At 53.3% G+C, this 26231-nt stretch carries 31 protein-coding genes and 1 other annotated feature; of the genes, 11 read left to right on the forward strand and 20 right to left on the reverse strand.

The window, feature by feature from the left end; translation table 11 throughout:
- Window positions 1-5 precede the first annotated feature (5 nt).
- From pheS to thrS, 6 genes are all read right to left on the reverse strand, one after another.
- Window positions 6-989 (reverse strand): phenylalanine--tRNA ligase subunit alpha, encoded by a 984-nt coding sequence (gene pheS / locus I6L58_RS03270; RefSeq protein ID WP_042319620.1) that lies wholly within the window; start codon window positions 987-989, stop codon window positions 6-8.
- 62 nt (window positions 990-1051) lie between these two features.
- Window positions 1052-1176 (reverse strand) — a sequence feature (Phe leader region).
- Entirely contained in the window at window positions 1127-1171 is a 45-nt protein-coding gene (gene pheM / locus I6L58_RS03275; protein WP_001386830.1) for a pheST operon leader peptide PheM, read from the reverse strand. Its footprint overlaps the feature before it by 45 nt.
- A 117-nt stretch (window positions 1177-1293) precedes the next feature.
- Window positions 1294-1650: a 50S ribosomal protein L20 gene (rplT, locus tag I6L58_RS03280; protein ID WP_000124850.1), complete on the reverse strand. Its 357-nt coding sequence runs from the start codon at window positions 1648-1650 to the stop codon at window positions 1294-1296.
- Between the two features lie 50 nt (window positions 1651-1700).
- Window positions 1701-1898, reverse strand: a complete 198-nt coding sequence (rpmI, locus tag I6L58_RS03285) for a 50S ribosomal protein L35 (protein ID WP_003030583.1) — start codon at window positions 1896-1898, stop codon at window positions 1701-1703.
- A 97-nt stretch (window positions 1899-1995) separates the two neighbouring features.
- The gene (infC, locus tag I6L58_RS03290; RefSeq protein WP_043000875.1) at window positions 1996-2538 is read right to left on the reverse strand and encodes a translation initiation factor IF-3; all 543 of its coding nucleotides are present in this window, start codon (window positions 2536-2538) and stop codon (window positions 1996-1998) included.
- A gap of 3 nt (window positions 2539-2541) precedes the next feature.
- The gene (thrS, locus tag I6L58_RS03295; protein ID WP_042319611.1) at window positions 2542-4470 is read right to left on the reverse strand and encodes a threonine--tRNA ligase; all 1929 of its coding nucleotides are present in this window, start codon (window positions 4468-4470) and stop codon (window positions 2542-2544) included.
- Between the two features lie 320 nt (window positions 4471-4790).
- Here thrS and yncL point away from each other — a divergent pair, with 320 nt between their 5' ends.
- Both yncL and yniD read left to right on the forward strand, forming a co-directional pair.
- Window positions 4791-4883, forward strand: coding sequence for a stress response membrane protein YncL (gene yncL / locus I6L58_RS03300; RefSeq protein WP_071599699.1), 93 nt, complete (start codon window positions 4791-4793; stop codon window positions 4881-4883).
- Window positions 4884-4981: 98 nt separating this feature from the next.
- Window positions 4982-5089 (forward strand): small membrane protein YniD, encoded by a 108-nt coding sequence (gene yniD / locus I6L58_RS03305; RefSeq protein ID WP_003857815.1) that lies wholly within the window; start codon window positions 4982-4984, stop codon window positions 5087-5089.
- A 204-nt stretch (window positions 5090-5293) separates the two neighbouring features.
- Here the strand turns inward: yniD and I6L58_RS03310 are convergent, their stop codons facing one another.
- Both I6L58_RS03310 and I6L58_RS03315 read right to left on the reverse strand, forming a co-directional pair.
- On the reverse strand, window positions 5294-5527 hold the full coding sequence (locus tag I6L58_RS03310) for a hypothetical protein (RefSeq protein WP_042320512.1): 234 nt from the start codon (window positions 5525-5527) through the stop codon (window positions 5294-5296).
- A gap of 265 nt (window positions 5528-5792) precedes the next feature.
- On the reverse strand, window positions 5793-6551 hold the full coding sequence (locus I6L58_RS03315; RefSeq protein WP_006174858.1) for a DUF481 domain-containing protein: 759 nt from the start codon (window positions 6549-6551) through the stop codon (window positions 5793-5795).
- Window positions 6552-6846: 295 nt separating this feature from the next.
- On the opposite strand from I6L58_RS03315, the gene pfkB reads away from it, so the two are divergent.
- The 3 genes from pfkB to I6L58_RS03330 all read left to right on the forward strand — a co-directional run bounded on the left by pfkB (window position 6847) and on the right by I6L58_RS03330 (window position 9138).
- Window positions 6847-7779, forward strand: a complete 933-nt coding sequence (gene pfkB, locus I6L58_RS03320; protein ID WP_006174857.1) for a 6-phosphofructokinase II — start codon at window positions 6847-6849, stop codon at window positions 7777-7779.
- A 102-nt stretch (window positions 7780-7881) separates the two neighbouring features.
- Window positions 7882-8172 (forward strand): type V toxin-antitoxin system endoribonuclease antitoxin GhoS, encoded by a 291-nt coding sequence (gene ghoS / locus I6L58_RS03325; RefSeq protein ID WP_006174856.1) that lies wholly within the window; start codon window positions 7882-7884, stop codon window positions 8170-8172.
- A 105-nt stretch (window positions 8173-8277) separates the two neighbouring features.
- Window positions 8278-9138 (forward strand): fructosamine kinase family protein, encoded by an 861-nt coding sequence (locus I6L58_RS03330; RefSeq protein ID WP_058609036.1) that lies wholly within the window; start codon window positions 8278-8280, stop codon window positions 9136-9138.
- A gap of 36 nt (window positions 9139-9174) precedes the next feature.
- Here I6L58_RS03330 and I6L58_RS03335 read toward each other — a convergent pair whose 3' ends face one another.
- Window positions 9175-9711: a YniB family protein gene (locus I6L58_RS03335; protein ID WP_006174854.1), complete on the reverse strand. Its 537-nt coding sequence runs from the start codon at window positions 9709-9711 to the stop codon at window positions 9175-9177.
- 149 nt (window positions 9712-9860) lie between these two features.
- Here I6L58_RS03335 and hxpB point away from each other — a divergent pair, with 149 nt between their 5' ends.
- The 3 genes from hxpB to I6L58_RS03350 all read left to right on the forward strand — a co-directional run bounded on the left by hxpB (window position 9861) and on the right by I6L58_RS03350 (window position 12797).
- Entirely contained in the window at window positions 9861-10532 is a 672-nt protein-coding gene (gene hxpB, locus I6L58_RS03340; RefSeq protein ID WP_088207456.1) for a hexitol phosphatase HxpB, read from the forward strand.
- A gap of 143 nt (window positions 10533-10675) precedes the next feature.
- A complete protein-coding gene (locus tag I6L58_RS03345) occupies window positions 10676-11278 on the forward strand; it encodes a metal-dependent hydrolase (protein ID WP_172980133.1) in 603 nt (200 codons plus the stop codon).
- Between the two features lie 127 nt (window positions 11279-11405).
- Entirely contained in the window at window positions 11406-12797 is a 1392-nt protein-coding gene (locus tag I6L58_RS03350; RefSeq protein WP_006174851.1) for an L-cystine transporter, read from the forward strand.
- Between the two features lie 49 nt (window positions 12798-12846).
- Here I6L58_RS03350 and cedA read toward each other — a convergent pair whose 3' ends face one another.
- Window positions 12847-13086: a cell division activator CedA gene (gene cedA / locus I6L58_RS03355; RefSeq protein ID WP_006174850.1), complete on the reverse strand. Its 240-nt coding sequence runs from the start codon at window positions 13084-13086 to the stop codon at window positions 12847-12849.
- A 203-nt stretch (window positions 13087-13289) separates the two neighbouring features.
- On the opposite strand from cedA, the gene katE reads away from it, so the two are divergent.
- Window positions 13290-15539, forward strand: coding sequence for a catalase HPII (gene katE, locus I6L58_RS03360; protein ID WP_088207457.1), 2250 nt, complete (start codon window positions 13290-13292; stop codon window positions 15537-15539).
- Window positions 15540-15665: 126 nt separating this feature from the next.
- Here katE and chbG read toward each other — a convergent pair whose 3' ends face one another.
- From chbG to osmE, 7 genes are all read right to left on the reverse strand, one after another.
- Window positions 15666-16424, reverse strand: a complete 759-nt coding sequence (gene chbG, locus I6L58_RS03365; RefSeq protein WP_058609038.1) for a chitin disaccharide deacetylase — start codon at window positions 16422-16424, stop codon at window positions 15666-15668.
- Between the two features lie 11 nt (window positions 16425-16435).
- A complete protein-coding gene (locus I6L58_RS03370; RefSeq protein ID WP_058609039.1) occupies window positions 16436-17785 on the reverse strand; it encodes a 6-phospho-beta-glucosidase in 1350 nt (449 codons plus the stop codon).
- 112 nt (window positions 17786-17897) lie between these two features.
- Window positions 17898-18716 carry a transcriptional regulator ChbR gene (gene chbR, locus I6L58_RS03375; RefSeq protein WP_006174845.1) on the reverse strand — a complete coding sequence of 273 codons (819 nt, stop codon included), beginning with the start codon at window positions 18714-18716 and terminating at the stop codon, window positions 17898-17900.
- Window positions 18717-18740: 24 nt separating this feature from the next.
- The gene (gene chbA, locus I6L58_RS03380; protein WP_176399406.1) at window positions 18741-19088 is read right to left on the reverse strand and encodes a PTS N,N'-diacetylchitobiose transporter subunit IIA; all 348 of its coding nucleotides are present in this window, start codon (window positions 19086-19088) and stop codon (window positions 18741-18743) included.
- Window positions 19089-19135: 47 nt separating this feature from the next.
- Window positions 19136-20494, reverse strand: coding sequence for a PTS N,N'-diacetylchitobiose transporter subunit IIC (gene chbC, locus I6L58_RS03385; RefSeq protein WP_006174843.1), 1359 nt, complete (start codon window positions 20492-20494; stop codon window positions 19136-19138).
- 81 nt (window positions 20495-20575) lie between these two features.
- Window positions 20576-20893, reverse strand: coding sequence for a PTS N,N'-diacetylchitobiose transporter subunit IIB (chbB, locus tag I6L58_RS03390; protein WP_006174842.1), 318 nt, complete (start codon window positions 20891-20893; stop codon window positions 20576-20578).
- 281 nt (window positions 20894-21174) lie between these two features.
- On the reverse strand, window positions 21175-21519 hold the full coding sequence (gene osmE, locus I6L58_RS03395) for an osmotically-inducible lipoprotein OsmE (protein WP_058609040.1): 345 nt from the start codon (window positions 21517-21519) through the stop codon (window positions 21175-21177).
- A gap of 230 nt (window positions 21520-21749) precedes the next feature.
- Between osmE and nadE the strand changes: the two genes are divergently transcribed.
- Both nadE and cho read left to right on the forward strand, forming a co-directional pair.
- The gene (gene nadE, locus I6L58_RS03400; protein ID WP_088207458.1) at window positions 21750-22577 is read left to right on the forward strand and encodes an ammonia-dependent NAD(+) synthetase; all 828 of its coding nucleotides are present in this window, start codon (window positions 21750-21752) and stop codon (window positions 22575-22577) included.
- A gap of 138 nt (window positions 22578-22715) precedes the next feature.
- Window positions 22716-23594, forward strand: coding sequence for an excinuclease Cho (cho, locus tag I6L58_RS03405; RefSeq protein WP_072208767.1), 879 nt, complete (start codon window positions 22716-22718; stop codon window positions 23592-23594).
- On the opposite strand, the gene ves is transcribed toward cho, so the two are convergent.
- The 3 genes from ves to astE all read right to left on the reverse strand — a co-directional run bounded on the left by ves (window position 23572) and on the right by astE (window position 26225).
- Window positions 23572-24129, reverse strand: a complete 558-nt coding sequence (gene ves / locus I6L58_RS03410) for an environmental stress-induced protein Ves (protein ID WP_042319602.1) — start codon at window positions 24127-24129, stop codon at window positions 23572-23574. The two genes, cho and ves, sit on opposite strands and share 23 nt — an antisense overlap.
- 298 nt (window positions 24130-24427) lie before the next feature.
- A complete protein-coding gene (gene spy / locus I6L58_RS03415; RefSeq protein WP_006174836.1) occupies window positions 24428-24922 on the reverse strand; it encodes an ATP-independent periplasmic protein-refolding chaperone Spy in 495 nt (164 codons plus the stop codon).
- A 337-nt stretch (window positions 24923-25259) separates the two neighbouring features.
- Window positions 25260-26225 (reverse strand): succinylglutamate desuccinylase, encoded by a 966-nt coding sequence (astE, locus tag I6L58_RS03420; RefSeq protein WP_088207459.1) that lies wholly within the window; start codon window positions 26223-26225, stop codon window positions 25260-25262.
- Window positions 26226-26231 lie beyond the last annotated feature (6 nt).

Here is a 26231-nt window from a genome sequence, read left to right on the forward strand (position 1 = left end):
TGCCCTTATTTAAACTGTTTGAGGAAACGCAGATCGTTTTCGAAGAAAGCGCGTAAGTCGGTTACGCCGTAACGCAGCATGGTCAGACGCTCCATGCCCATACCGAAAGCAAAGCCGGAGTAAACTTCCGGGTCGATGCCTACGTTGCGCAGCACGTTCGGGTGGACCATACCGCAGCCCAGCACTTCCAGCCATTTGCCGTTTTTACCCATTACGTCAACTTCAGCAGACGGCTCGGTGAACGGGAAGTAGGACGGACGGAAACGCACCTGGAGATCTTCCTCAAAGAAGTTGTTCAGGAAATCGTGCAGCGTACCTTTCAGGTTGGTGAAGCTGATGTTTTTATCAACAATCAGGCCTTCCATCTGGTGGAACATCGGGGTATGCGTTTGGTCGTAGTCATTACGATAAACGCGGCCCGGCGCGATGATACGGATAGGGGGTGCCTGATCCTTCATGGTGCGGATCTGAACGCCAGAGGTCTGTGTACGCAACAGACGCGTCGCGTCAAACCAGAAAGTGTCGTGGTCAGCACGTGCCGGATGATGGCCGGGAATGTTCAGGGCATCGAAGTTGTGATAGTCATCTTCAATTTCCGGGCCAGTCGCCACGGTAAAGCCGAGCTCACCGAAGAAACTTTCAATACGATCGATGGTACGGGTGACCGGGTGCAATCCGCCGTTTTCAATCCGACGGCCTGGCAGTGAAACGTCGATGGTTTCGGCTGCCAGACGGGCGTTCAGCACTGCGCTTTCCAGCGCGGATTTACGCGCGTTCAGCGCCTGCTGTACCTGCTCTTTCGCTTCGTTGATGACCGCACCCGCTGCCGGGCGCTCTTCAGCAGGCAATTCACGCAGGGTAGTCATTTGAAGGGTCAAATGCCCTTTCTTGCCCAGATATTCGACGCGGACGTTGTCTAACGCGGCAACATCTGAGGCCTGGTTAATGGCGGCCGTTGCACTGGCAACCAGCTCTGCGAGATGTGACATGGTTTTCCTCATTATGTCGGTGCAGACACCGATTTGGTGGACTTAATCTCTCGAATTTAGACACAAAAAAAGCCTCCATCAGGAGGCTTATCTGGCGCTGTTTTTCGTTTCATCTTTCACGCGCTAGCCTCCTGAATTCAGGTGCTAAAGTAAAAGAAGAAGCGGAAAATAGCAGCATTCATGCTTGCGTTACCTTGTGTGGTAAAAACCGTTAAGACCTTATTGAAAAGCCTGCACGGATAAATGTCAATCTTCTGATGGTGTTAAATGAAAAGAGGGAGCAAAGCCCCCTCTTTCAACTGGCTTATGCCAGTGCTGCTTTCGCTTTTTCGACCAGAGCGGTGAACGCTACTTTGTCGAATACTGCGATGTCAGCCAGGATCTTACGGTCGATTTCAACAGAGGCTTTTTTCAGGCCGTTGATGAATTTGCTGTAAGAAATACCGTTCTGACGTGCTGCTGCGTTGATACGCGCAATCCACAGTTGACGGAACTGACGCTTACGCTGACGACGGTCACGGTAAGCGTACTGACCTGCTTTGATAACAGCCTGGAAGGCAACGCGGTAAACGCGTGAACGCGCACCGTAGTAGCCTTTAGCTTGTTTCAAAATTTTCTTGTGACGTGCACGTGCAATTACACCACGTTTTACGCGAGCCATATGTGCTCTCCTGTATCTATATTCTTAGTAAAAAATTAAACGTTAACGGCTTATGCGTACGGCAGGCACGCGATAACCAGACCCAGATCGCCTTTAGAAACCAGGCCTTTTGGACGCAGGTGACGTTTACGCTTAGTAGATTTTTTGGTCAGAATATGACGCAGGTTTGCGTGCTTACGCTTAAATCCACCACCACCGGTTTTTTTGAAGCGCTTAGCAGCACCGCGTACGGTCTTAATTTTTGGCATCTTAATAACTTCCACTTCGCATTGTTAAATAAACGAAACATAGGCGAACAAAACCTATGAAACCCGAAGGCTCCACAGATTTTGCTGCTTGAAGGCCTTACTGTTTCTTCTTAGGAGCGAGCACCATGATCATCTGGCGGCCTTCGATCTTCGTAGGGAAGGATTCGACTACTGCCAGTTCACTCAGATCGTCACGGACGCGCGTCAGCACTTCCATACCAATCTGTTGGTGGGCCATTTCACGACCGCGGAAACGCAGTGTGATCTTGGCCTTATCGCCATCTTCCAGAAAGCGTATCAGGCTGCGGAGTTTTACCTGATAATCGCCATCGTCGGTACCAGGACGGAATTTGATTTCCTTAACCTGGATAACTTTTTGCTTCTTCTTCTGTTCCTTAGAAGACTTACTCTTTTCATAAAGGAACTTGCCGTAGTCCATAATACGACAAACTGGCGGTTCGGCGTTAGGGCTGATTTCAACTAAATCTACTCCAGCTTCTTCAGCTTTTTCGATCGCTTCTCTCAGACTCACAATCCCCAGCTGCTCGCCTTCCAGACCTGTTAAGCGAACTTCCTGGGCGCGAATCTCGCCATTGATACGATTCGGACGTGCCGTTTGAACTCGTTTTCCGCCTTTAATACCTTATTCCTCCAGTTGTTGAAGACTGCGGCTGCGAATCTCTTGTTGCAGCTTCTCAATCACTTCACTTACGTCCAGGCTTCCCAGGTCTTTACCACGGCGGGTGCGAACGGCCACTTTGCCTGCTTCCACCTCTTTATCACCACAGACCAACATATACGGGACACGACGTAAAGTGTGCTCGCGGATTTTAAAGCCAATCTTCTCATTTCTCAAGTCTGCTTTTACGCGAATGCCCGCATTTTGTAGTTTCTGCGTCAATTCTTTAACGTAATCAGCCTGAGAATCGGTAATGTTCATCACCACCACCTGCACTGGCGCAAGCCAGGTTGGGAAGAAGCCGGCGAACTCTTCGGTCAGGATGCCGATGAAGCGCTCCAGAGAACCGAGAATTGCACGGTGAATCATTACCGGTACCTGACGCTCGTTGTCTTCGCCAACATAAGAGGCGCTTAAACGCTGCGGCAGGGAGAAGTCCAGCTGTACCGTTCCGCACTGCCATGCGCGATCGAGGCAGTCATACAGGGTAAATTCAATTTTCGGACCGTAGAATGCGCCCTCGCCCAGCTGGTATTCGAACGGGATACCGTTCTCTTCCAGCGCCACGGCGAGATCCGCTTCCGCGCGATCCCATGTCTCATCGCTGCCGATACGTTTTTCCGGACGCGTTGAGAGCTTGACAACGATCTTCTCGAAGCCAAAGGTGCTATACATATCGTAGACCATACGAATGCAGGCGTTAACTTCATCACGTACCTGGTCTTCCGTACAGAAGATATGCGCATCATCCTGAGTAAAGCCACGAACACGCATCAGACCGTGCAGCGCACCTGATGGTTCGTTACGGTGGCAGCTACCGAATTCCGCCATACGCAGCGGTAAATCGCGGTAGGATTTCAGACCCTGGTTAAAGATCTGAACGTGACCCGGGCAGTTCATTGGCTTGATGCAGTATTCACGGTTCTCAGAAGAGGTAGTGAACATCGCATCTTTATAGTTGTCCCAGTGGCCTGTTTTTTCCCACAGTACACGGTCCATCATGAACGGGCCTTTCACTTCCTGGTACTGGTACTCTTTCAGCTTAGAGCGCACGAAAGTTTCCAGTTCGCGGAAGATAGTCCAGCCGTCGTTATGCCAGAAGACCATACCCGGCGCTTCTTCCTGCATATGGTACAGGTCAAGCTGCTTACCGATTTTACGGTGGTCACGCTTAGCCGCCTCTTCCAGGCGCTGCAGGTAGGCGTTCAGGGCTTTTTTATCCGCCCACGCGGTACCATAAATACGCTGCAACATCTTGTTGTTGCTATCGCCACGCCAGTAGGCGCCCGCGATTTTCATCAGTTTGAAATGATGACAGAAGCGCATGTTCGGCACGTGCGGACCACGGCACATGTCGATATATTCTTCGTGATGATACAAGCCAGGCTTATCATCATGAGAAATGTTCTCGTCAAGAATAGAGACTTTATAGCTCTCGCCACGCTTCACGAACGTTTCACGCGCTTCGTGCCAGCTGACTTTCTTCTTGATGACGTCATAGTTGGATTCGGCGAGCTCGTGCATACGTTTTTCGAGCGCGTCGATATCTTCCTGAGTCAGGGTGTGGTCAAGGTCAACGTCATAATAGAAACCGTTGTCGATAACCGGGCCGATCGCCATCTTGGTGTTGGGCCACAGTTGTTTGATTGCGTGACCTAACAGGTGCGCACAGGAGTGACGAATGATCTCCAGACCTTCTTCGTCTTTCGCTGTGATGATAGACAGCTTCGCATCGTTTTCGATCAGATCGGACGCATCAACCAGTTCGCCATCAACGCGGCCGGCAATGGTCGCTTTCGCAAGGCCAGGACCAATATCCAGGGCAACATCCATTGGGCTAACAGCGTGGTCGTAGTGGCGTTGGCTGCCATCAGGAAGAGTAATTACAGGCATTTTATATCCTTATTTGCAGTGATGCCCCACACATAAGAGCATATACAAAGAAAATAATCGTTAGTAAACAATAGATTACGAACCATCTAACCAACAATCGTCAAATTGGCTCGCCATCCTGGACCGGCCGAATTCAGATTAATGCGGATTTACGGCAGGCGACGTAATGGTAACACTAATGCAAGGGCGAATGCACCCTCTGCAACTTTTTTGCGACTCATCCATTTGTATGAGTTTGTTAAGTTTTACCGCCCACAGCTCGCAATCCAGTATTGCTAAGCTATCCTTGAACTGGTCTTAATCTCTCTAAGGAGCATCCGATGAATGTTTCCAGCAGAACCGTCGTGATTTTAAATGTCCTCTCAGCCGCCGTTTTGGTGCTGATTCTTGCCGACCGATTCCACTGGTTTTAATTTTGTCCGGTAATGTGGCATAGCCTTCTGGCCTTCGCATTGCACACCCTGGCGCATAGTTTGATAGACTAAGGGAATCAACTGACAAGGATTAGGTTATGCCAACGAAACGTTTTGCCGTTAAGCACTGGAAAATGGTGGTAGTACTTATTGCTATCTGCGGCGCGATGCTGCTGCTGCGCTGGGCCGCCATGATTTGGGGTTAACCCCGTGGGGAAAACGACTTAAGAAAGAACTAACCGGGTAATACATTCCGGTGACACGAGCAAACTCAATAAGAAATAGAAGACGTGACCTGGCCTTTTATACCCAGTCACTCCCTGCGCCGCAAAAACCGGTACATCAACATCCGGTTTTTGACGGGTAAGGTAATTGATATCTGATTCAATACCTACGCGACAATAACGCGATCAGGACCACTCACCTGCAACCAGTTTATGCACATCAAACGCATCATTCATGGATTGCCCGGTAGACTGCGTGCCTGGCGCGATATTGGAACCTGCTTCAACGTCAGAGGCGCGGGAAATGCCTGTGGCAACATGAGTATCTGCGGCAGGTGAAGCCAGGTTATCGGCAGCAAAGGTGCCAAACGAAAGTGCGGAAAGCACCATTGCTGCGGCGGCGTTTTTAATTTTATTCATCATCTTAATTCTCTATTTTCATTAATACTGAACAGCCTGAGGCAACATTTTGCCTGTTGCCTAAGTGTAGATCTGGATCACACTTTTTCCTAGTCAATTAATTTATCAAAACGTGTCAAATAAATTGAATATACGTGTTGGCAGCAATTATGGAGGAATTAAGGCGTTTGACGGACCACATATTTTAAAACGGCGTTTAATATAAAACAGCACAGTTTCAAAAAATAAAAAATAAAACACGGGCCGCGTATTCGGCCCGTGTTTATTACATTTTATAGCCCAGTGAAATGGTGGTTCTCCGGTCGGTATGGTCCGGTGCAGAGTCTGGTGGAGATGAGTTCCAGGTCACGTTGTACGCCAGTTTCAGGCCAAAATGTTCGTTGATGGCCACGTTCAGCGCCGTCTCGGAGTTCAGCGTGGTATCGTCGGCACCGAAAACAGAAACGCCCTGAGTGAACTTAGTGGTGTCGGTCATCTGCCAGGCGTAGGTGCCGGAAGCATAACCTAACGGCTGAGTTTTGGTTTCGCCATCGGTGAACTCGTCATAGCGAACGCCTGGACCGAATTCGAAGCGGAAACTGTGCACCGGTCCGTTGAGGAACTGGCGACCATAACCTGCCGTGAACACGTCACGCTGGCGGTAGCCATTGTAGCGGTCGGTTAACCAGCTGGCCTGACCGAACAGATAATCGGCGTCGGTCATGTTATAGCGGCTACGTCCCCCTACGGCATATTTCTCTGAGGAGCGTTCATCATTCGCGGATGTGTTGCTGGCGTTCCCCCACAGCGACCACGCCGTGGTGTTGCCGTACCAGGTCAGGGTGCTGTCTGCCGTCAGAGAGGAGCTTTTCGTGTTACCCGATTGCGCCAGATAACCCGCGTTCAGGTTACCTTCAAACGGTTTTTGCGCGGAGCTTGGATCGTCCATGACAGTAAAAACGGAATCATCGGCGGCTGCGTTCAACGACGCAAACACACCACCCGCCAGCATCAGTGCAGCAGGAACTGTCTTCAAAAGCTTCATTTTATTAGGGAGTCCATACAACAAAAAAAGAGACCATCACGGTCTCGGAAACTTTCTTGAGGATCAATGACAAGGCGTCCAGAGAAAGGTAACAAATTATAAAAAGCCGCAAATAACATAGCAATGATTTCTTATTTCATTTTTTGAATAAGAACGATCCCAAATCGACATTTAATTTATATGTCGGGTTTTCAGTTTTTGTCAGTATTCATATTTAAAATCATATTGTTATTTACATTGCCTTCCTGGTAATCGGTGCCAGACTTAAGGAAGCCCATACTAAAAGGAGGTCAACATGGTTTCCATATACACCCTGACACTCTCCCCTTCCCTCGACTCCGCGACTCTGACACCCCAGATTTACCCCGAGGGGAAACTGCGCTGTAGCGCCCCCGTCTTTGAACCGGGTGGCGGTGGCATCAACGTGGCCCGCGCGATTACGCACCTCGGCGGCAAAGCCACCGCAATATTCCCGTCAGGCGGTGCCACCGGCGAACACCTCGAGTCGCTGCTGGCGGATGAACAGGTCGCCACCCAGACCGTGAATGCCAAAGACTGGACGCGGCAAAACCTGCACGTCCATGTTGAGTCCAGTGGCGAGCAGTACCGCTTCGTCATGCCAGGTGCCAGACTTAGCGACGACGAGTTTCGCCAGCTCGAAGAGAAAGTGCTGGCGATTGAACCCGGCGCGCTGCTGGTCATCAGCGGCAGCCTGCCGCCCGGCATCAGTACGCAAAAGCTGACGGCGCTGATCGCATCCGTCCAGCAGCGCGGCATTCGCTGCATTGTCGACAGCTCAGGAGAAGCGCTCCAGGCAGCCCTTGAACCTGGTCAGCTTGAACTCGTTAAACCCAACCAAAAAGAGCTAAGCGCGCTGGTTAATCGCGCGTTGACCCAGCCTGATGACGTGCGGACCGCCGCCGAGGAGCTGGTTCGCAGCGGTAAAGCGCTGCGCGTGGTCGTCTCCCTGGGTCCTCAGGGGGCGCTGGCCGTCGACAAAACCGGCTTTGCTCAGGTGGTTCCGCCGCCCATGAAAAGTCAGAGCACCGTGGGTGCGGGTGACAGCATGGTCGGTGCGATGGTGTTAAAGCTGGCAGAAGGTGCTTCTCTTCTGGAGATGACGCGCTACGGCGTGGCCGCCGGTAGTGCTGCAACCATCAATCAGGGAACACGCCTGTGCTCGCTGGAGGATACCCAGAAGATTGTCAATTATCTGTCGAAAGCCTGATAACGCCGCCCCCTCCGCGCGAGGGGGTAAGCGCGCCAGAGTCGCCAAACCCACACTATCGACTATGCTAAAAAAACTTTCGTGATAACAATGAGGTGAAATATGAGCAGTGGTGATATCACCCGCTACGTCGTAACGGTAAGGATCCATGAAGCGTCGCTAACCGAAATCAATGAGCTGAACAATGCGTTCACGCGCGCCAATTTCCTGCTCACCCTGACCGACGAAGACGGCAATATTCATGACTTGGGGACGATGACGTTTGGCCTGATCAGCGCGCTTAGCCAGGAAGAGGTCAACGCCCTGGCGAACAGCCTGGCAGAAAGCGTGACCGATAAAGCCACGGAGATAGACGTGGACACCTGGGAGAGCTGGGTGAAAAAAGAACAATAAGTGCCTTGTAGTGCAGTAAACCGCTCATGTGTGCGTTAGTTCCTGTTTTTTAACAGCCGTTTTGCGCTAACCTTATGATCTGGCAGACAACATGGGAGAGAGATCATGTGGCAGGCTATCAGTCATCTTTTAAGTGAGCAACTGGGAGAAGGTGAAATTGAACTGCGTAACGAACTGCCAGGCGGAGAGATCCACGCCGCGTGGCATTTGCGCTACGCTGGACGCGATCTTTTCGTAAAATGCGATGAGCGGGAATTACTTCCTATCTTTACCGCCGAAGCCGATCAGCTGGAACTGTTATCGCGCAGTAAAACGGTCACGGTTCCGCAGGTCTGGGCCGTGGGAACCGACAGAGATTACAGTTTTCTGGTGATGGAGTATCTGCCGGCGCGCCCGTTGGATGCCCACAGCGCCTTCATCCTGGGACAGCAAATTGCCCGCCTGCACCAGTGGAGCGATCAGCCGCAGTTTGGCCTCGACTTTGACAACGATCTCTCCACCACGCCACAGCCTAACGCCTGGCAGCGCCGCTGGTCGACGTTCTTTGCCGAGCAGCGCATTGGCTGGCAGCTTGAGCTTGCCGCAGAGAGAGGGCTGGAATTCGGTAACATCGACGCCATCGTCGAACATGTGCAACAACGGCTCGCTTCGCATCAGCCACAGCCATCATTACTGCACGGTGATTTGTGGTCCGAGAACTGCGCGCTGGGGCCCAACGGCCCTTATATCTTTGACCCCGCCTGCTACTGGGGTGACCGGGAGTGCGATCTCGCCATGCTGCCGCTCCATCCTGAGCAGCCGCCGCAAATCTACGATGGGTATCAGTCCGTCTCCCCGCTCCCTGGCGATTTCCTCGACAGACAGCCGGTTTACCAGCTCTATACCCTGCTTAACCGGGCGATCCTGTTTGGCGGCGAGCATCTGGTTAACGCGCAGCGCGCGCTGGATCGCGTGCTCGCGGCCTGATCTCACAGGGTGGCTAATGTGCCACCCTGCGTTTTCTTACAGGAAGCCGAGCAGCGAGAAGAAGAAATAGCCCGCCACAATGATGATCACCGGCAAGACGTAGAGCGGAAATATCTGCAAGAAAATGGTGTGACGCGGAACCACTATCCGCGATTCAATCTGCTCGCGCGTCAGCCCTGAGGCCCCTTTGGCCTGCTCCAGAATCAGCTGGTCCTCCACCCCTTCACGCAAAAAACGCGTCTGACGGCTCATGCGTGCGCCCGAGGCCTGTAGCGCCATCGCAATAAAAATCAGCGCATAGATTACCCAAAACCCAACGTTAAGCTTCTGGTGGAAATCCGGCGTCGGTGAGTTGTACCAGAAAAAGTTCAGGAATGGCGTGTTGAAGCGCATCATCTCAATCATCACATGTGCGAAATCCAGCATAACCGCATTGATGCCCGGCTGCTTTTCGCTGTGATCGAACATGAATTTAAAGATGGAAATCAGCGTTGAAATCACCGCCGGAATGAAAATGACCCACCCGGCAATACGTTTTAAGACAGCGATGCGTCCAGCTTGTTGATACGTCATCAGTTCCCCTTCAAAAAAGACGCGTTATTTGTGCCTAAGTCTACCTGCTGACCGTGATTTTCGCCCGTTCTTTGAAGGCAATATGCTAAATTGCAGACTGGACTTAGCATTTATCGTTTGTCGGACACCTGAGAGAAGGAGACGTAATAATGACGGCACCGCGCCAGATTCTTGCCGCTATTTTTGACATGGATGGACTGCTGATCGATTCCGAACCGCTGTGGGATCGCGCTGAACTGGACGTTATGGCCAGCCTTGGCGTAGATATCTCTCGCCGGAACGAGTTGCCCGACACGCTTGGGCTGCGCATCGATATGGTCGTTGAGCTGTGGTATGCCCACCAGCCGTGGGTTGGCCCTGACTGCAACGAAGTGACCAACCGGATTATCAGTCGCGCGATTTCCCTGGTTGAGGAAAACAAGCCTCTTCTGCCCGGCGTGCGTGAAGCCGTTGCGCTCTGTAAGGCACAAGGCTTAAAAGTGGGGCTGGCGTCTGCCTCACCGCTGCATATGCTGGAAAAAGTGCTGACGATGTTTGAGCTGCGCGACAGCTTCGACGCGCTGGCCTCGGCGGAAAAGCTGCCCTATAGCAAACCCCACCCGCAGGTTTATATGGATTGTGCCGCGAAGCTGGGCATTGACCCGCTGTCCTGCGTGGCGCTGGAAGATTCGGTCAACGGCATGGTGGCATCGAAAGCGGCGCGTATGCGCTCGATTGTTGTCCCGGCCGAAGAAGGTCAGCACGATCCCCGCTTTGCGCTGGCCGATGTCAAACTGTCATCGCTAACCGAACTTACCCCGCAGCACCTGCGCGGCGAGTAACCCTTTTCAGGCAGCCTCGCTGCCTGAAAGCGTATGACCGGGCACGAAAGCGCATGAATAGTGCCCGTTTGTGACAAAGGGTTACACCGTCACCTCTTCCGTACACTGTATAAAAAACCTATACTGTATGAATTGACAGTTTGTTGGGTTTTATCATGACGGCGGAAGGCCACCTGCTTTTTTCAATTGCCTGCGCGGTGTTTTCTAAAAACGCTGAACTTACCCCTGTGCTGGCGCAGGGGGACTGGTGGCATATTGTCCCTTCCGCAGTATTGACCTGCCTGCTGCCGGATATCGATCATCCGAAGTCTTTCCTTGGCCAGCGATTGAAGTGGATATCCAAACCTATTGCCAGGGCCTTTGGTCATCGCGGGTTTACCCACAGTCTGTTGGCTGTTTTTGGCCTGCTGACGCTTTTCTATCTTAAGGTCCCTGATAGCTGGATAGTGCCTGCCGATGCCATTCAGGGCATGGTGCTGGGCTATTTAAGCCATATTCTTGCCGACATGCTCACCCCGGCGGGCGTGCCGCTTCTCTGGCCCTGCCGGTGGCGCTTCCGCTTACCGATCCTCGCCCCCCAGAAAGGCAACCAGCTTGAGCGCGTGTTGTGCATGGCGCTGTTTGCCTGGGCGGTCTGGATGCCGCAAACGCTGCCCGAAAACAGTGCAGTCCGCTGGTCATCGCAAATGATTAACTCCCTGCAATTCCAGTTTAATCGTTTTATTAATCACCAGATTGAACATTAAACCGACAAAATAATCACATTTGTCATAAACCATTCCATTTGGATATAAGCGCCACATCACACTTCTGCTAACCTTGCGCCAACAGGCTCGGTAAAAACCGACCGGATAATAAATCAGGAGAACGGGGATGAATTTTCCACTCATCGCGAACATTATTGTGTTCGTTGTATTGCTATTGCTTCTCGCACAGACGCGCCACAAACAGTGGAGCCTGGCGAAGAAAGTACTCGTCGGTCTGGGTATGGGTGTCGTATTTGGTCTGGCATTACACGCCATTTACGGTTCCGATAGCCCGGTAATGAAAGAGTCTATCCAGTGGTTCAACATTGTCGGTAACGGCTATGTGCAGCTGCTGCAGATGATTGTCATGCCGCTGGTGTTTGCCTCTATTCTGAGCGCGGTTGCGCGTCTGCACAACGCCACCCAGCTGGGTAAAATCAGTTTTCTGACCATCGGGACCCTGCTGTTTACTACGCTTATCGCCGCGCTGGTCGGTGTACTGGTGACTAACCTGTTTGGTCTGACCGCCGAAGGTCTGGTACAAGGCTCAGCCGAAACCGCGCGCCTGACGGCAATCCAGACCAACTATGTTGGTAAACTCGCCGATCTGACCGTTCCGCAAATGGTGCTTTCCTTTGTTCCGAAGAACCCGTTTGCTGACCTGACCGGTGCAAGCCCGACGTCCATTATCAGCGTGGTGATCTTCGCGGCGTTCCTGGGCGTAGCGGCACTGAAGCTGTTGAAAGACGATGCGCCGAAAGGTGAACGCGTGCTGGTCGCCATCGATACCCTGCAAAGCTGGGTCATGAAGCTGGTTCGCCTGGTCATGCAGCTGACGCCTTACGGCGTGCTGGCCCTGATGACCAAAGTGGTAGCAGGCTCCAACCTGCAGGACATCATCAAGCTCGGTAGCTTCGTGATTGCGTCTTACCTGGGTCTCGCCATCATGTTTGTGGTGCACGGTATCCTGCTGGGCGTAAACGGCGTGAGCCCGCTGAAATACTTCCGTAAAGTATGGCCGGTGCTGACCTTCGCCTTTACCAGTCGCTCCAGCGCAGCCTCTATTCCGCTGAACGTTGAAGCGCAAACGCGTCGCCTGGGCGTACCAGAATCCATCGCCAGCTTCTCTGCTTCCTTTGGTGCCACCATTGGTCAGAACGGTTGCGCGGGGCTTTACCCGGCGATGCTGGCGGTGATGGTTGCGCCAACCGTGGGGATCAACCCGCTGGATCCGGTCTGGATTGCGACTCTGGTGGGTATTGTCACCATCAGCTCCGCCGGTGTGGCGGGTGTTGGCGGTGGGGCAACCTTCGCTGCGTTGATCGTACTGCCTGCGCTGGGCCTGCCGGTAACGCTGGTTGCACTGCTGATTTCCGTTGAACCGCTGATCGACATGGGTCGTACCGCTCTGAACGTTAGCGGCTCCATGACTGCCGGGACGCTGACCAGCCAGTGGCTGAAGCAGACGGACAAAACGATCCTTGAAAGTGAAGATGACGCCGAGCTGGCGCACCGTTAATCACTGCACAATAAAAAAAACCGCCTGATGGCGGTTTTTTTTATGTCTGTTAATCTTCAACCTCTTCTTCCTGGCGGATTTGCACCGCCCAGCGCTGCGCCGACTCGGGGACCGTAAACACGGGGGAGCGGCGGAAGTGTTCACCAATCAGCACAAATGCCACGTACTTCCCACGCAGCTGCCAGACATCGCGAAAGCCCTCAACCTTCAGGGCATGGTCAGGCGGCGCAGGTTCGACGCGGGGTACATAGCTAATAACCTGGCGATTTTGTTGGCGAAGAGGTTTCATAAGCGACGGGTTCACTAATACAGATTCTGAATACAGGAAATTTCTATCATAGCCGATTCTCCCCCCACCCGTCGCGCCTCGGGGGCCGATGATGACAGCTTTCGTTAAGAAAAATGTCCTAAAACGCCTGGTTCGTTAGCCTGTTCATGACATTGTTCTATCCTTAATAGGGTTTTTAGGAACGTATACAGGAGAAGCGTGCAATGTCGAACAATGATAAAACACATCAATCACCCATTCATGGCACTGAAGAATCTCAACCGGGAATGGATTCACTTGCTCCAGCGGACGGATCGCATAAGCCTTCACCGGGCCCTTCCGCACCGGGCGAACAACCTACTGCGCCGGGAAGTTTCAAATCCCCGGGCAACGCAAATGAAAAACTGAATGCTCTCGAGCCTCACCGCAAAGGCGGCGAAGGCCATGCGCTGACAACTAATCAGGGCGTACGTATTGCCGATGACCAAAACTCCCTGCGCGCAGGCTCTCGCGGGCCAACCCTGCTGGAAGATTTTATCCTGCGGGAAAAAATTACCCATTTCGACCACGAGCGCATCCCGGAACGCATCGTTCACGCGCGTGGCTCTGCGGCGCACGGCTATTTCCAGCCCTATAAGAGCCTGAAAGATATCACTAAAGCGGACTTCCTCTCCGATCCCGACAAAAAAACGCCGGTGTTTGTGCGCTTCTCTACCGTCCAGGGCGGCGCAGGCTCTGCCGACACGGTGCGTGATATCCGCGGCTTTGCCACCAAGTTTTACACCGACGAAGGGATTTTCGATCTGGTAGGGAACAATACGCCGATCTTCTTTATTCAGGATGCGCATAAGTTTCCTGACTTTGTCCATGCGGTAAAACCAGAGCCACACTGGGCCATACCGCAGGGACAAAGTGCGCATGACACCTTCTGGGACTATGTTTCCCTGCAGCCCGAAACCTTACACAACGTGATGTGGGCGATGTCCGACCGTGGGATCCCGCGCAGCTATCGCACCATGGAAGGGTTCGGGATCCACACCTTCCGCCTGATCAACGCCGAAGGTAAAGCCACGTTTGTGCGATTCCACTGGAAACCGGTCGCCGGTAAAGCGTCGCTGGTGTGGGATGAAGCCCAGAAGCTGACCGGTCGTGACCCGGACTTCCACCGTCGCGAGCTGTGGGAATCCATCGAAGCCGGTGATTTCCCGGAATACGAACTGGGGCTACAGTTAATCCCGGAAGAGGACGAGTTCAAGTTTGATTTCGACCTGCTCGACCCGACCAAGCTGATCCCCGAGGAGCTGGTTCCCGTGCAGCTGGTGGGCAAAATGGTGCTCAACCGTAACCCGGATAACTTCTTCGCCGAGAACGAACAGGCCGCGTTCCACCCAGGGCACATCGTCCCCGGCCTGGACTTCACCAACGATCCTCTGCTGCAGGGGCGTTTATTCTCGTATACCGATACGCAAATCAGCCGCCTTGGCGGGCCAAACTTCCACGAAATCCCGATCAACCGCCCGACCTGCCCTTACCACAACTTCCAGCGCGACGGGATGCACCGCCAGGATATCGACACCAACCCGGCCAACTACGAGCCTAACTCGATCAACGATAACTGGCCGCGTGAAACGCCGCCGGGGCCGAAGCGCGGCGGGTTTGAGTCTTATCAGGAACGCGTGGACGGGGCAAAAATCCGCGAACGCAGCCCCTCCTTTGGGGAGTATTACGCCCACCCTCGCCTGTTCTGGAACAGCCAGACGCCAATTGAGCAACAGCATATTATCGGCGGCTTTAGCTTCGAACTGAGTAAAGTGGTGCGCACCTACATCCGCGAGCGCGTGGTGGATCAGCTTGCGCATATCGATATCCAGCTTGCCCAGAGCGTTGCCGACAATCTCGGCATTACGCTCACCGACGAACAGCGTCATGCCGCCCCGCCGAAAGACGTCAACGGCATCAAAAAAGATCCGTCCCTGAGCCTCTATGCGGTACCGGGCGGGTCAATCAAGGGCCGCGTCGTGGGTATCCTGCTTAACGACAAAACCCGCGCCAGCGATCTGCTGGCGATCATGACAGCGCTGAAAGCCAAAGGGGTGCACGCCAAACTGCTCTACTCGCGCATGGGCGAAGTGACGGCTGATGACGGTTCGGTACTGCCGATAGCGGCCACCTTTGCCGGGGCGCCGTCGCTGACGGTGGATGCGGTGATTGTGCCGTGTGGCGATATCGCCAGCCTGCTTGGCAACGGTGATGCCAACTACTACCTGCTGGAAGCCTATAAGCACCTGAAGCCGATTGCGTTTGCTGGCGACGCACGCCAGTTTAAACCGTTGCTGAAGGTAGCGGATCAGGGCGAAGAAGGGATTGTCGAGGGTGACAGCGTTGATGATGCGTTTATGACCCAGCTGTTCGACCTGCTCGCCGCCCACCGCGTGTGGTCGCGAAGCAGTAAAACTGCGCAGATCCCGGCATAAAAAAAGCCGGCTGGCCGTGCGGGCTGATGCCCTCATCCCAACCCTCTCCCATGGGAGAGGGAGCAAACATAAAAAAAGGCAACGTTCGTTGCCTTTTTACTTTTACCTCGCCACCGGGCTTTTTACTTACAGATCGTTAAACGTCCCTAAACGATACCCGCGCTCGGCAATCGCATACTTCAGCGAGGATGAGGTCAGGATATCCAGCTCTGCCAGCCGCGGCCAGCAGTAGGCACTTTTGCGTATCGTATTATCAACAAAAGCCGGGTGCGCCATAACCTCCAGCGAATGCTCGCCTCGTGCGGCAGACTCATCCAGTACCTTCAGGAACAGTGCTTCGTCGATTTCATCACCGTAAAATGCGCTGCTGAACCCGTCGGTCGTGGACACAGACGGACTGCTCAGCCCGTGAAGCGCCAGCTCAGTGCGATCCACGCGCATCGCCACCCCTTTACGCCGGGCAAACTCCGCGACAATCGGGAGAATCGCCGGGATCATATGCACGTGATGATGGCTGTCGATATGCGTCGGCTCACGGCCAAACACGTCAACAAAGCGGTTAAACTGGCAGTCCAGCTCGCGGGTGATTTCGTCGAGCGGCAACGTCCCCTGCTCGGCCATTTCCCAAATCCATTTGCCCAGTGCGCCGTCGCGCGTCAGGCCCGGCATGGGGGAAAGCGGCATGCCCAGCGTCAACACAAAGTGCATACCGACACCGAGCTCAGGTACGTCCCGGCTGAGCTGCGCCGCGTGCCCGGCCGCTTCACCATTGATCATGGCGGTGGTCGAGGTCACGATGCCCCGACGACAGGCTTCAATGATGCCGTAGTTCTGCCCTTTCGACAGGCCAAAATCATCGGCATTCACAATCAGCAGGTTTTCCATTGCGCCCCCTCTTAACGGTGTTTCAGCTTCTCAACCGTAGCAGCAAAGTTTGGCAGCCATTTCTCATGCGCCAGGATCATCTCACTCGCCAGCTGTTCCGCGTCGCGGTCGGAATGCACCAGTGGGCTAAGGTTCAGCGCCAGGAGCACATCGTTCAGCTCGCCGCTTAACGCAGCGTGGCTCGCCGCCACTTCAAACCCTTTGATGGTATGGATCAGGCCCATCACTTTGTCATCAAAATGGGTGATGCGTGGGTGCGGTTTTGCGCCGTCGCGGCCCAGGATACAGGTCATCTCAACGGCCCAGTCTGCCGGAATGTTATCGATGTGTCCGTGATGCGGCACGTTCACATAGTGTTCCGCCTGCTTGTCGTTATAGATGGCGTTAATCACTTCACACGCCGCGTCCGAATAGTACGCCCCGCCGCGCTGCTCAAGCTCTTTTGGCTTAACGTTCAGGTTCGGATCTTTATACAAATCAAACAGCTGCTTTTCAACTTTCTGCACAACCTGTGCACGCGCGCCGCCCTTGTAGTATTCACCCATCTCAATCGCCAGCATCTCTTTCTGCTTGAAGTAGTAAAGCAGATAGGAGCACGGCAGCAGATTAAGCGAGCGAATAAGTCCTTCGCTGAACGGCAGGTCAAAGATATTTTTCACCGATGCGGCAGTCAGACGGCCGGAGGCCACGCCGTCGAGCAGCTCGGCAAAGCGTGATGTGCCGTTAACGATCACATCTTTGATGAATACCATGTGGTTCAGGCCGAACAGGTCGATGGACAGCTCGTCGCTGTCGCTCAACGCAAGCACGTCGCGAATAAACATCTTCATGCCAATCGGAATATTACATACACCGATAAAACGCTTGAAGCCAGTATGGCGGTACACCGCCTCGGTGACCATGCCCGCCGGGTTAGTAAAGTTGATTACCCAGGCATTCGGGCAGATCTCTTCCACATCTTTGATAATGTCGAAAATCACGGGGATGGTACGCAACCCTTTGAACAGGCCGCCTGCGCCGTTAGTCTCCTGACCGAGGTAGCCGTGGCTGAGCGGGATACGTTCGTCGAGCTCGCGGGCTTTCAGCTGGCCTACGCGCAGCTGGGTCGTCACAAAATCAGCATCTTTCAGCGCCAGACGGCGGTCGAGGGTTTTATGCACGGTGAGCGGAACGCCCGCTTTTTCAACCATGCGCTGGCAAAGGTCGAAAATAATATTCAGCTTCTCCTGACCTTCCTCAACGTCCACCAGCCATAATTCGCTCACCGGCAGTTCATGATAACGTTTCAGGAAACCTTCCAGTAATTCCGGGGTATAGCTGCTGCCGCCACCAATGGTTACGACTTTTAATTTCTGTTGCATAAATATCTCCCTTCGCATATCAGGTTAACCGCCTGCAACGTATAGCGTGCTGTTCCCGCTATTTTGGGCAAGCAATCAAGACAGTATTCGTGGCGGATATAACCGCCAAAAGTTAATTCATTACCGTTAAACTCTTTCGGTAACTGTTCGGTGTGAATGAGGTAAATTTCTTAAAGGTCTTAATAAACAGACTGGGACTGCTGTAGCCCGACTCATAGGCAATATCGGTGACAGAGTAGTTCGTAATTTCCAGCTGTTTTTTGGCAAAATTAATGCGGATTTCATTAATTATTTGCACGGGCGTTTTGCGATAATAGCGCTGGGTCGCGCGGGTTAAATATTCCTGCGACTTACCCGATAACGCCACCATATTCTCCAGCGCATTGTCACTGAATTGACATTTATCATGCATCATTTCAACGGTGCCGCGCAGCCACTGGGGAATATCATCAATCACCTGCTGTTCTTCACGGTGATGACGAAGACGGTTCATCACGTAGAAAGTGACGGTTTCAATAAACTCATCAAATTCGTTATCGCGGAAGTTAAGCGATGCAATCACCGTTTCAATCCAGGTCATGAACTCGTTTTTGACGCGATAGACCTGCGAGGCCACGAAGCAGAACGGCACCAGCGGCAGGTAGTGTTTCTCAAAGAAACGTCTGCTTACCCCAACGTTGAGAATGCGCGTTGCACCGAATTCATAAAAGCTCTGGTGATAGGAGCCCATCGGCAGGAAGACGAAATCACCGCGTTCCAGCAGGACACGCTTGCCGTTGATCTCCTGATAGTAGCGGCCGGTCAGAACAATCGTGAACTCGTAGTAGTCGTGCTGGTGCAGACCGCTCGCGCTCTCCGTCTTGTTGTAAATAACCACATGAAAATTTTTGCCATTAAACAGCTGTTGCTCAAAAGCGGTTTTAATTTCCATCGTGCTGACCTCCTGCTACCTGACTTACTGCATCTTCTCGTGAAGCTCAATCAACTCAGCCACCAGTTCGCGGGCCAGCATGGACGTCATCAGATGGTCCTGAGCATGAACCAGCACCAGGCTCACTTTCATCTTTCCTTCGCCCTGATCGCCTTCGATAAGTTTAGTCTGCACGAGGTGAGCTTCATTCAGCGCGGTGCGCGACTGATCCATCATCGTTTTGGCTGCTGCAAAATCGCCCTGCTTGGCCTGCTTCAGCGCGGCGTAGGCCAGGCTACGGGCCTGTCCTGAGTTGATGATGAGACCCATCACCACTTCTTCCAGATCGTTCTCTGCGGCTTCTTCGGCTACGATATTGTCCAAATCTAACATCTTTTCGCTCCTTGTGGCTGGCGCGGGCAGCCCCGCGCCGTGCAATTTTAGAATTTCAGTGCGAGGGCGATATCCTCTTCGCTCTCTTCTTCGTCGATGACCGTTGCGGCTTTGTTCGCAATCGCCACGAACGGCATGTACAACAGGGTGGCAATTCCGAGGTTGAATATCGCCAGCAGGAAGGCGGCCACGCTACCGTTGGTATTGAAGAACGCGCCCAGACCGGTCGGCATCGTCCACGGTGCAATGTTGGTCACCGGCGGGATAATGCCCAGGTAGTACGCAATTAGCGTAATTGCCGCCAACAGAGGCTGAACCAGCACGAAAGGAATGAACATCACCGGGTTCATGATGATTGGCAGACCAAACAGGATCGGCTCGTTAATCTGGAAGATGCCGGAAGGCAGGGCCAGTTTCGCCACCTGACGATGGTCAGCGCGGCGAGACACAATAAAGACCGCGATGATCAGACCCAGCGTCGCCCCGGTCCCCCCCAGGAAGATATAGGAATCCAGCATCGGCTTCGCCCACACATGGAAGGTTTTACCTGCTGCCAGTGCCGCATCAACGGAACCGTACTGCTGGTAAAGCGCAACGTTTTCCAGTGCCCACGGGGTCATGATGCCGCTGTCCAGCGCCGCCAGTGCCAGTGAACCATGCACGCCGAAGAACCACAGCAGGGAGGTGAAAATCACATACGCCCAACCGACCACGCCACCCATCGACGCCAGCGGCGTGGAGATAGAGTCCATGATGATCTGGTGGAAGTTTGTACCCCAGTGAGAAAGCGCCCAGGCAATAATCCCCATAATAGAGAGGATAATGAAACCTGGAATCAACGCGGAAAATGAACGAGAAACAGAGGCCGGTACGCTATCCGGTAAGCGAATAACCCAGTTACGACGGATAATAAAGGTGAACATTTCCGCCACGACCAGGCCGATAATGATACCGGAAATAATATTTGCGCCACCCAGCCAGTTTGCGCCAACGGCATAGGCTTCACCCACGCTGTATGGTGTTACCGTCATAAAGGCGGCAATCGATAATAAACCGGCAGCCAACGGATCCACTTTACGTTCTTCCGCCAGCGCCATGCCAATAAAGAAAGGGGCCATCAGCGACATAATACCCAACGTACCGTTGTATACGTTGCCGCCGATGGCTTTAAGACCATTGAGGGTTTCAATGGTGGAAGCGTCTAACCTGATTCCTAATGAATAAAAGAAGGAACCTTCCCCGAAGCTCAGAAAAACGTTGTTAATTAAAACGAACATTGCCCCGGCCAGCGTCAGCGGCATTAATTTAATAAAGCCGTTTTTGATGGCATTAACGTGAGGCTGCTTTCCTATTTTAACAGCAAAAGGAAGGAGTACCTTTTCAAGTGAAGCGATGACTTTACTCATAGGAAAATACCCTTAAATGCCGCAACTGACGTTACGGCGTATTGTGTGTGAAATTACTCTTTGACGGGAAAAATAAAAAAATTAATTAGCAGCTTTTTTAATGGCTGCAACAGCAGCTTTCAGTACACCTAAACCATCGATTTTGCCATACAGCACAGAATCGATAACTTCGACAGGCTTATTCGGTAACAGACGTTGAATTTCAGGCAGCATGTAAGCGATTTGTGGCCCCAGCAACACGACGTCTGCCGTCTGGCCTTTCTCGCCCGCCAGCGTCTCTGGAAACGCTTCGATTACGACGGGAACTTCATACTTTTCGGCCTGCGCGCGCATCTTGGAGACCAGGAGTGAGGTTGACATGCCCGCTGAACAGAACAGATAGATATGTTTCTTTTCCATAATAATTTCCCTCTTGTATCACTACCCACCGTCGCACTCTCACTCGACTTGCTATCCTGGCTGACGGGCAGATGGCTTACTGTTGTTTATCGTTGAAGTGAGTATACGCAATGGTACAAGGCGGGGATAATTCTGAACAGGCTGAAATTGTCTCTCATTGACCTGGCTTGTTGACTACCTTCACATTTCGGGCAAATAATTCGCGCAAAGAAATAAGATTCACGCGGGCGAAAAAAAACCGGCCTGCTGGCCGGTTCTTTATCATCCTCAGGCAAGCGCGGTTACTGCGCCTTAGGTGCCTGCGGATCGGTGTCGTATTCAGCACAGGTCTGGTAACCTGAGTTCATCACACGTCCTGCATCATCCAGCGCGACGAAGTAGGTTTCTGCCTTACCATCACGTTGACCCAGGATGTAGGTCTGGCAGGTACCTTTCGCATGGATCATGGTGACTTCAGAAGATGGCTTACCGGCAATCGCGGCAACCTGGGAACGCGTCATCCCTTTTTTGACATCTTTAACGACTGGCTGTGTGAACTGATCTTTCGTGCGATCGTAAGCTGTACACCCTGCCAGCATAGTCAGTACCGCCGCTGCGCTTAAAATTCCTGCTACGTTCTTGTTCATATTCCGTCCTCTTGTTTATCAGCGTGTTATCTAAGCATGGAATAAAAAACACTATTGTTCAACTTTGCGAGTTACGCCAGACGAATTTCAGAAAAATCTAATAAAACAATATTAACTCGCGAAATTGGCGTAATTCAGCGCACTCAAAACCGTGAACCTTGTCGTTTTACGTCCAAAGGGTTAGTTTTAACAGATGACCAATTCTGTTCGATTCTGCAAAGGGGGGCGTAATGGCTCTGCAACAAGAGATTATTCAGGCGCTGGGCGCAAAGCCTGCGATTGACGCAAACGAAGAGATCCGCCGGAGCGTCGATTTTTTAAAGTCGTATCTTAAAACCAATAGCTTCCTGAAATCCCTGGTGCTGGGCATCAGCGGCGGCCAGGACTCCACGCTTGCGGGTAAGCTGAGCCAGATGGCTATCTCTGAGCTGCGTGAAGAGACCGGGGATAACGCGCTGCAGTTCATTGCCGTTCGTCTGCCCTACGGCGTGCAGGCTGATGAGCAGGATTGTCAGGATGCCATCGCCTTCATCCAGCCCGATCGGGTTCTCACGGTGAATATTAAAGGCTCGGTCCTTGCGAGCGAGCAGGCGCTGCGTGAAGCGGGCATTGAGCTGAGTGATTTCGTTCGCGGCAATGAAAAAGCGCGTGAACGCATGAAAGCACAGTACAGCATTGCGGGAATGACCAGGGGGATTGTGGTCGGCACCGATCACGCCGCAGAAGCCATCACCGGCTTCTTCACCAAATATGGCGATGGCGGCACCGACATCAACCCGCTCTTCCGCCTGAACAAGCGCCAGGGTAAGCAACTGCTGGCGGCGCTTGGCTGCCCTGAACACCTTTATAAGAAAGCGCCTACCGCCGATCTGGAAGACGATCGCCCTTCCCTGCCGGATGAAGCCGCGCTGGGCGTCACCTACGACAATATCGACGACTATCTGGAAGGTAAAACGCTGGACGAAGGCACCGCGAAAATTATTGAATGCTGGTATCTCAAAACCGAGCACAAGCGTCGTCCGCCGATCACAGTGTTTGACGATTTCTGGAAGAAATAACCCGGCGTCGCTACGCCTGCACGGGCCTGTGATCCTTCCAGGCCCGGTCATCGCCCCTTGCCCCCCTGCTCACCCGCCTCTTTTTTAACCACTAAACACCTGCTACACTGTATGCCTGAACAGTATATGGAGCAGTATGTGAGCAGGCGTCAATCAGCCCCGCGCCTTGAATTTGAAGCGGCGGCTATCTATGAATATCCGGAACATCTTCGCCCCTGGCTTGAGGCCCTGCCAAAACAGCCTGGCGTCTATTTTTTCCATGGCGAAAGCGACACCATGCCGCTTTACATCGGCAAAAGCGTCAATATTCGCAGCCGCGTGTTATCCCATTTGCGCACCCCGGACGAGGCGGCGATGCTGCGTCAGTCCCGGCGCATCACCTGGATCCAGACGGCCGGTGAGCTGGGGGCGTTACTGCTGGAAGCCCGGCTGATCAAAGAACAGCAGCCGCTGTTCAACAAACGGTTGCGCCGTAACCGCCAGCTCTGCTCTATCCAGGTCCAGGCCGGTAAGCCACAGGTGGTTTACGCGCGTGAAGTCGATTTTTCACAAGAACCTAATCTCTATGGCCTGTTTGCCAACAAACGCGCGGCGCTGCAAACCGTACAAACGCTGGCGGACGAACTCCAGCTTTGCTATGGCCTGCTGGGCCTGGAGGCCACCACGCGCGGGCGCGCCTGCTTCCGCTCAGCGCTCAAGCGCTGCGCAGGAGCCTGCTGTGGAAAGGAGAGCGTGGAAGCGCACCATGCACGTTTTCTCGACGGGCTGGCCTCGATTCGCGTCAACTGTTGGCCCTGGGAAGGTGCCGTGGCGCTGAAAGAGACCGGGGACGGGATGACCCACTACCACATCATTCATAACTGGCTATGGCTGGGCGCCGTGGATAGCCTGAACGATGCCGTTTCGCTGCTCCGCACGCCCGCCGGGTTCGATCAGGACGGCTACAAAATTCTCTGTAAGCCGTTGTTGACCGGGCAGTACGAGGTCATTTTGCTCAATGACCTGGAAGCCAGGTAATCTCGCTGAACAGCAACGTCCCTTTCGTTTCCAGTAACCGCAGGGTGTGCGAGCCGTTTTCCCAGCTGGCCCCCTGATCGGCCCTCAGCAGTTTTTCACCCAACTGCCACGCGCCGCTCAGCACGAAGATCACGCCCCCGCGTGAGCCAAAGGTGGTGAAGGTTCTGTCCGCAACGCGAACCTTTGCCCGACACTGCTCCCGACGCGTCATGATGTTGAAGTCCATCGACATTTGCCCGTCGGTGAGCAGCGCCTTTACCGGCAGATCGCCGGCAAAGCTGTAAGGCTGATGGTGCTTAAGGGTATGGCAGAACGCCTTCCCGGCATCCAGCGTCACCTCTCCCCCCTCCAGCAGCGTAATGACCCGGTCAACGCCCGGAAAAGAGGAGAACTCGCCGTTGCTGGCGATGGACGCAATGCTGGCGCGCCAGGAAAAATCACGCGTCGCGGAAGGAAAGCAGCAAATTTCGCGGGTCTCACCGGCCCCATTACGCCAGAGGCTGACCGGCATCTTGCGGATATCAAAGAACTCCATCACCACTCCTGAAAGGCGCTCATACGCCAGCCCAGCGGCATTACGCCCGCTGCAGTCTTGATTGTTATCGTTAGGTACTCCCGGAAACAGTATCGGCAGCAGAGCAGACATGCCTTAGGCGGACGTTGATAAAAAATATAACGCCATGACTCTTTTACATTTTCTCTGGAGCGACAACAGGAGAATACCGCGCTTCTGGCGGCAGGCAAGAGGAGGATGAAAGAAAAAACCGCCGGTCCTGTCCACAGCAATTGTGCTTTGTGGACAGGATCCCGGCGGTCTTAAGTGTGTGAGCCTGTTATTCGGCTGGTGTTGGCATTTTAGCGTCCGGCGCGTGACGTTCTGTCAGACGCTTCTCAAAATTGGCATTAAATTGTTTTTTCTGTTCCGGCGTCAGAATGTTGTAGATCTTATTCTGGGTTTCCATACGGGAAAGCATCATGGCTTTATGCTGTTCGGCCATCTTGTCGATTTGCGCTTCAGCTTTCGCTTTATCGAAGCTGTCGCTGGCAATAATGTCATGCATTGCGCGGCGTTCTTCCAGCGGCGGACGCTTCATCTGGTCGCGCTGGCTTTTCATGATGTCGCGAACCTGCTGCTTCTGCGCATCGGTCAGGTTCAGATCTTTAAACATCATATCGTGGTGCATACCCGGCTTGCCTTTATGATGCATCATCATTTTGCCTTCGGTTGGCGCAGCAGCGGTAGTGGTCGCGGTATCTGCGGCGAAGGCCATGCTGGTAGCGCCCAGAGCCAGGGTAGAAGCAACAAACAGTGCAGTGAATTTACGCATAATTTATTTCCTTTCTTTCAGTTATTCTTCGGCGCTATGCCGTGTTGACGAGATTAACTTTACGGGGTTTATCGTCAATTAGTCAGAGCAACGGTAAAACAATGAAAGTGTAAAAAACACTTTATCGCCAATTGTGGAGGAATTAAGGAAAAAGCGTGGAGAGATGAAACAAAAATATTCAACACAATGATTTTAAAGAGATTATGAAGAAGTATATCGAAGTCGTGATTATTTTAAAAGCAGTTCACCAGGAATAATCTGCAAAATAGTGGTAATCACGTGAATCGCTAAGAAAATAATGTTCAGCGCCCCTCTCCGCAAAGAGAGGGGGATACTGTCAGGTCATTTTTTCCAGCATCAGTCCGGCTCTCAGGCCCAATGCAACGGTGGGATTGGGGAATAACACATACTCCGTGCGTTGATGCACCTCATAACGCTCCTCGCCGTCTTCGGCCAGCAATACTCCCTGGCGAAACGGCGTGAAATTCAGGGTATGCGCTGGCATGTGCAGCCGGAACGCCTCGCTGCGCCGGGTGATCTGCTGCACCACCCGATAGCGCTCCACCGGCCCGGGCGCATGTGCCAGCGGCGTGCCGCCGAGCAGCGCCCGCAGCGCCTGATGGGTGGCGGCAAAACGCGTCAGATCGTTGTGACCAAACGGCAACGCTTTTCCCAGCTCCAGCGTGCAGGCCAGCGCGCCAAAACGTTCACAGGTGAAATGGGTGAAGGTGCCGCCCGGCGTCTGATGGAAAACTAACGCCTCAAGACCAGCATCGCCGAGCCAGGTGAGGAAGGCGTCATCCCACGGCTGGCTGCGCTGCGGCAGTACGCCAAAACGCATGTGCCAGGAGGCGCGGATCGCCGTATGCAGATCCAGATGCCAGCGTTCTTCTTCCTGCGTGGCAAAAAACGCGGCCACAACGCCTTCCAGCCAGGCTGCGCGCGCCGTTTCCCCGCACTCAGTGAACTGCGACCAGCGCCCGCCAAACATGCGGTTGATGTCGCTTGTCAGGTAGCGTTTGTTTTCTGCCAGCGCGGGCGGGTTGCCAAGCACCACCAGCAGACGGTTTTGCAGAGCGATCTCACCGCGAAAGAGCGCGTGCAGCAGCAGGTCGACAATCTCGACCGGCGCGGTTTCATTGCCATGAATGCCAGCCGAGAGCAAAAGCGAACGTTTGCTGTCGGCATGCGGCGTCAGTTCGAGTACGCCTTCCCCGTGCCACTGCCAGTTAAACGACGGGCCTTCTCCCTGCTTCTGCGCGGGTGTTTCCCCGGCCAGCGTCAGCGCCAGTAATGTTTCCATTTCCTC

The organism is Enterobacter cancerogenus, from assembly GCF_019047785.1.
GTDB lineage: Bacteria > Pseudomonadota > Gammaproteobacteria > Enterobacterales > Enterobacteriaceae > Enterobacter > Enterobacter cancerogenus.

Excerpts from the sequence above, each read along its gene's own strand:
- katE (WP_088207457.1), top strand. The coding sequence starts at position 13,290 with ATGTCGAACAATGATAAAACACATCAATCACCCATTCATGGCACTGAA.
- osmE (WP_058609040.1), bottom strand. The coding sequence starts at position 21,519 with ATGAACAAGAACGTAGCAGGAATTTTAAGCGCAGCGGCGGTACTGACT.
- yniD (WP_003857815.1), top strand. The coding sequence starts at position 4,982 with ATGCCAACGAAACGTTTTGCCGTTAAGCACTGGAAAATGGTGGTAGTA.
- yncL (WP_071599699.1), top strand. The coding sequence starts at position 4,791 with ATGAATGTTTCCAGCAGAACCGTCGTGATTTTAAATGTCCTCTCAGCC.
- hxpB (WP_088207456.1), top strand. The coding sequence starts at position 9,861 with ATGACGGCACCGCGCCAGATTCTTGCCGCTATTTTTGACATGGATGGA.
- I6L58_RS03350 (WP_006174851.1), top strand. The coding sequence starts at position 11,406 with ATGAATTTTCCACTCATCGCGAACATTATTGTGTTCGTTGTATTGCTA.
- I6L58_RS03335 (WP_006174854.1), bottom strand. The coding sequence starts at position 9,711 with ATGACGTATCAACAAGCTGGACGCATCGCTGTCTTAAAACGTATTGCC.
- spy (WP_006174836.1), bottom strand. The coding sequence starts at position 24,922 with ATGCGTAAATTCACTGCACTGTTTGTTGCTTCTACCCTGGCTCTGGGC.
- chbR (WP_006174845.1), bottom strand. The coding sequence starts at position 18,716 with ATGGAAATTAAAACCGCTTTTGAGCAACAGCTGTTTAATGGCAAAAAT.
- rplT (WP_000124850.1), bottom strand. The coding sequence starts at position 1,650 with ATGGCTCGCGTAAAACGTGGTGTAATTGCACGTGCACGTCACAAGAAA.
- I6L58_RS03315 (WP_006174858.1), bottom strand. The coding sequence starts at position 6,551 with ATGAAGCTTTTGAAGACAGTTCCTGCTGCACTGATGCTGGCGGGTGGT.
- chbB (WP_006174842.1), bottom strand. The coding sequence starts at position 20,893 with ATGGAAAAGAAACATATCTATCTGTTCTGTTCAGCGGGCATGTCAACC.
- nadE (WP_088207458.1), top strand. The coding sequence starts at position 21,750 with ATGGCTCTGCAACAAGAGATTATTCAGGCGCTGGGCGCAAAGCCTGCG.
- ves (WP_042319602.1), bottom strand. The coding sequence starts at position 24,129 with ATGGAGTTCTTTGATATCCGCAAGATGCCGGTCAGCCTCTGGCGTAAT.
- I6L58_RS03310 (WP_042320512.1), bottom strand. The coding sequence starts at position 5,527 with ATGAATAAAATTAAAAACGCCGCCGCAGCAATGGTGCTTTCCGCACTT.
- pheS (WP_042319620.1), bottom strand. The coding sequence starts at position 989 with ATGTCACATCTCGCAGAGCTGGTTGCCAGTGCAACGGCCGCCATTAAC.
- astE (WP_088207459.1), bottom strand. The coding sequence starts at position 26,225 with ATGGAAACATTACTGGCGCTGACGCTGGCCGGGGAAACACCCGCGCAG.
- chbC (WP_006174843.1), bottom strand. The coding sequence starts at position 20,494 with ATGAGTAAAGTCATCGCTTCACTTGAAAAGGTACTCCTTCCTTTTGCT.
- ghoS (WP_006174856.1), top strand. The coding sequence starts at position 7,882 with ATGAGCAGTGGTGATATCACCCGCTACGTCGTAACGGTAAGGATCCAT.
- thrS (WP_042319611.1), bottom strand. The coding sequence starts at position 4,470 with ATGCCTGTAATTACTCTTCCTGATGGCAGCCAACGCCACTACGACCAC.
- pfkB (WP_006174857.1), top strand. The coding sequence starts at position 6,847 with ATGGTTTCCATATACACCCTGACACTCTCCCCTTCCCTCGACTCCGCG.
- chbG (WP_058609038.1), bottom strand. The coding sequence starts at position 16,424 with ATGGAAAACCTGCTGATTGTGAATGCCGATGATTTTGGCCTGTCGAAA.
- I6L58_RS03330 (WP_058609036.1), top strand. The coding sequence starts at position 8,278 with ATGTGGCAGGCTATCAGTCATCTTTTAAGTGAGCAACTGGGAGAAGGT.
- I6L58_RS03370 (WP_058609039.1), bottom strand. The coding sequence starts at position 17,785 with ATGCAACAGAAATTAAAAGTCGTAACCATTGGTGGCGGCAGCAGCTAT.
- chbA (WP_176399406.1), bottom strand. The coding sequence starts at position 19,088 with ATGTTAGATTTGGACAATATCGTAGCCGAAGAAGCCGCAGAGAACGAT.
- cedA (WP_006174850.1), bottom strand. The coding sequence starts at position 13,086 with ATGAAACCTCTTCGCCAACAAAATCGCCAGGTTATTAGCTATGTACCC.
- rpmI (WP_003030583.1), bottom strand. The coding sequence starts at position 1,898 with ATGCCAAAAATTAAGACCGTACGCGGTGCTGCTAAGCGCTTCAAAAAA.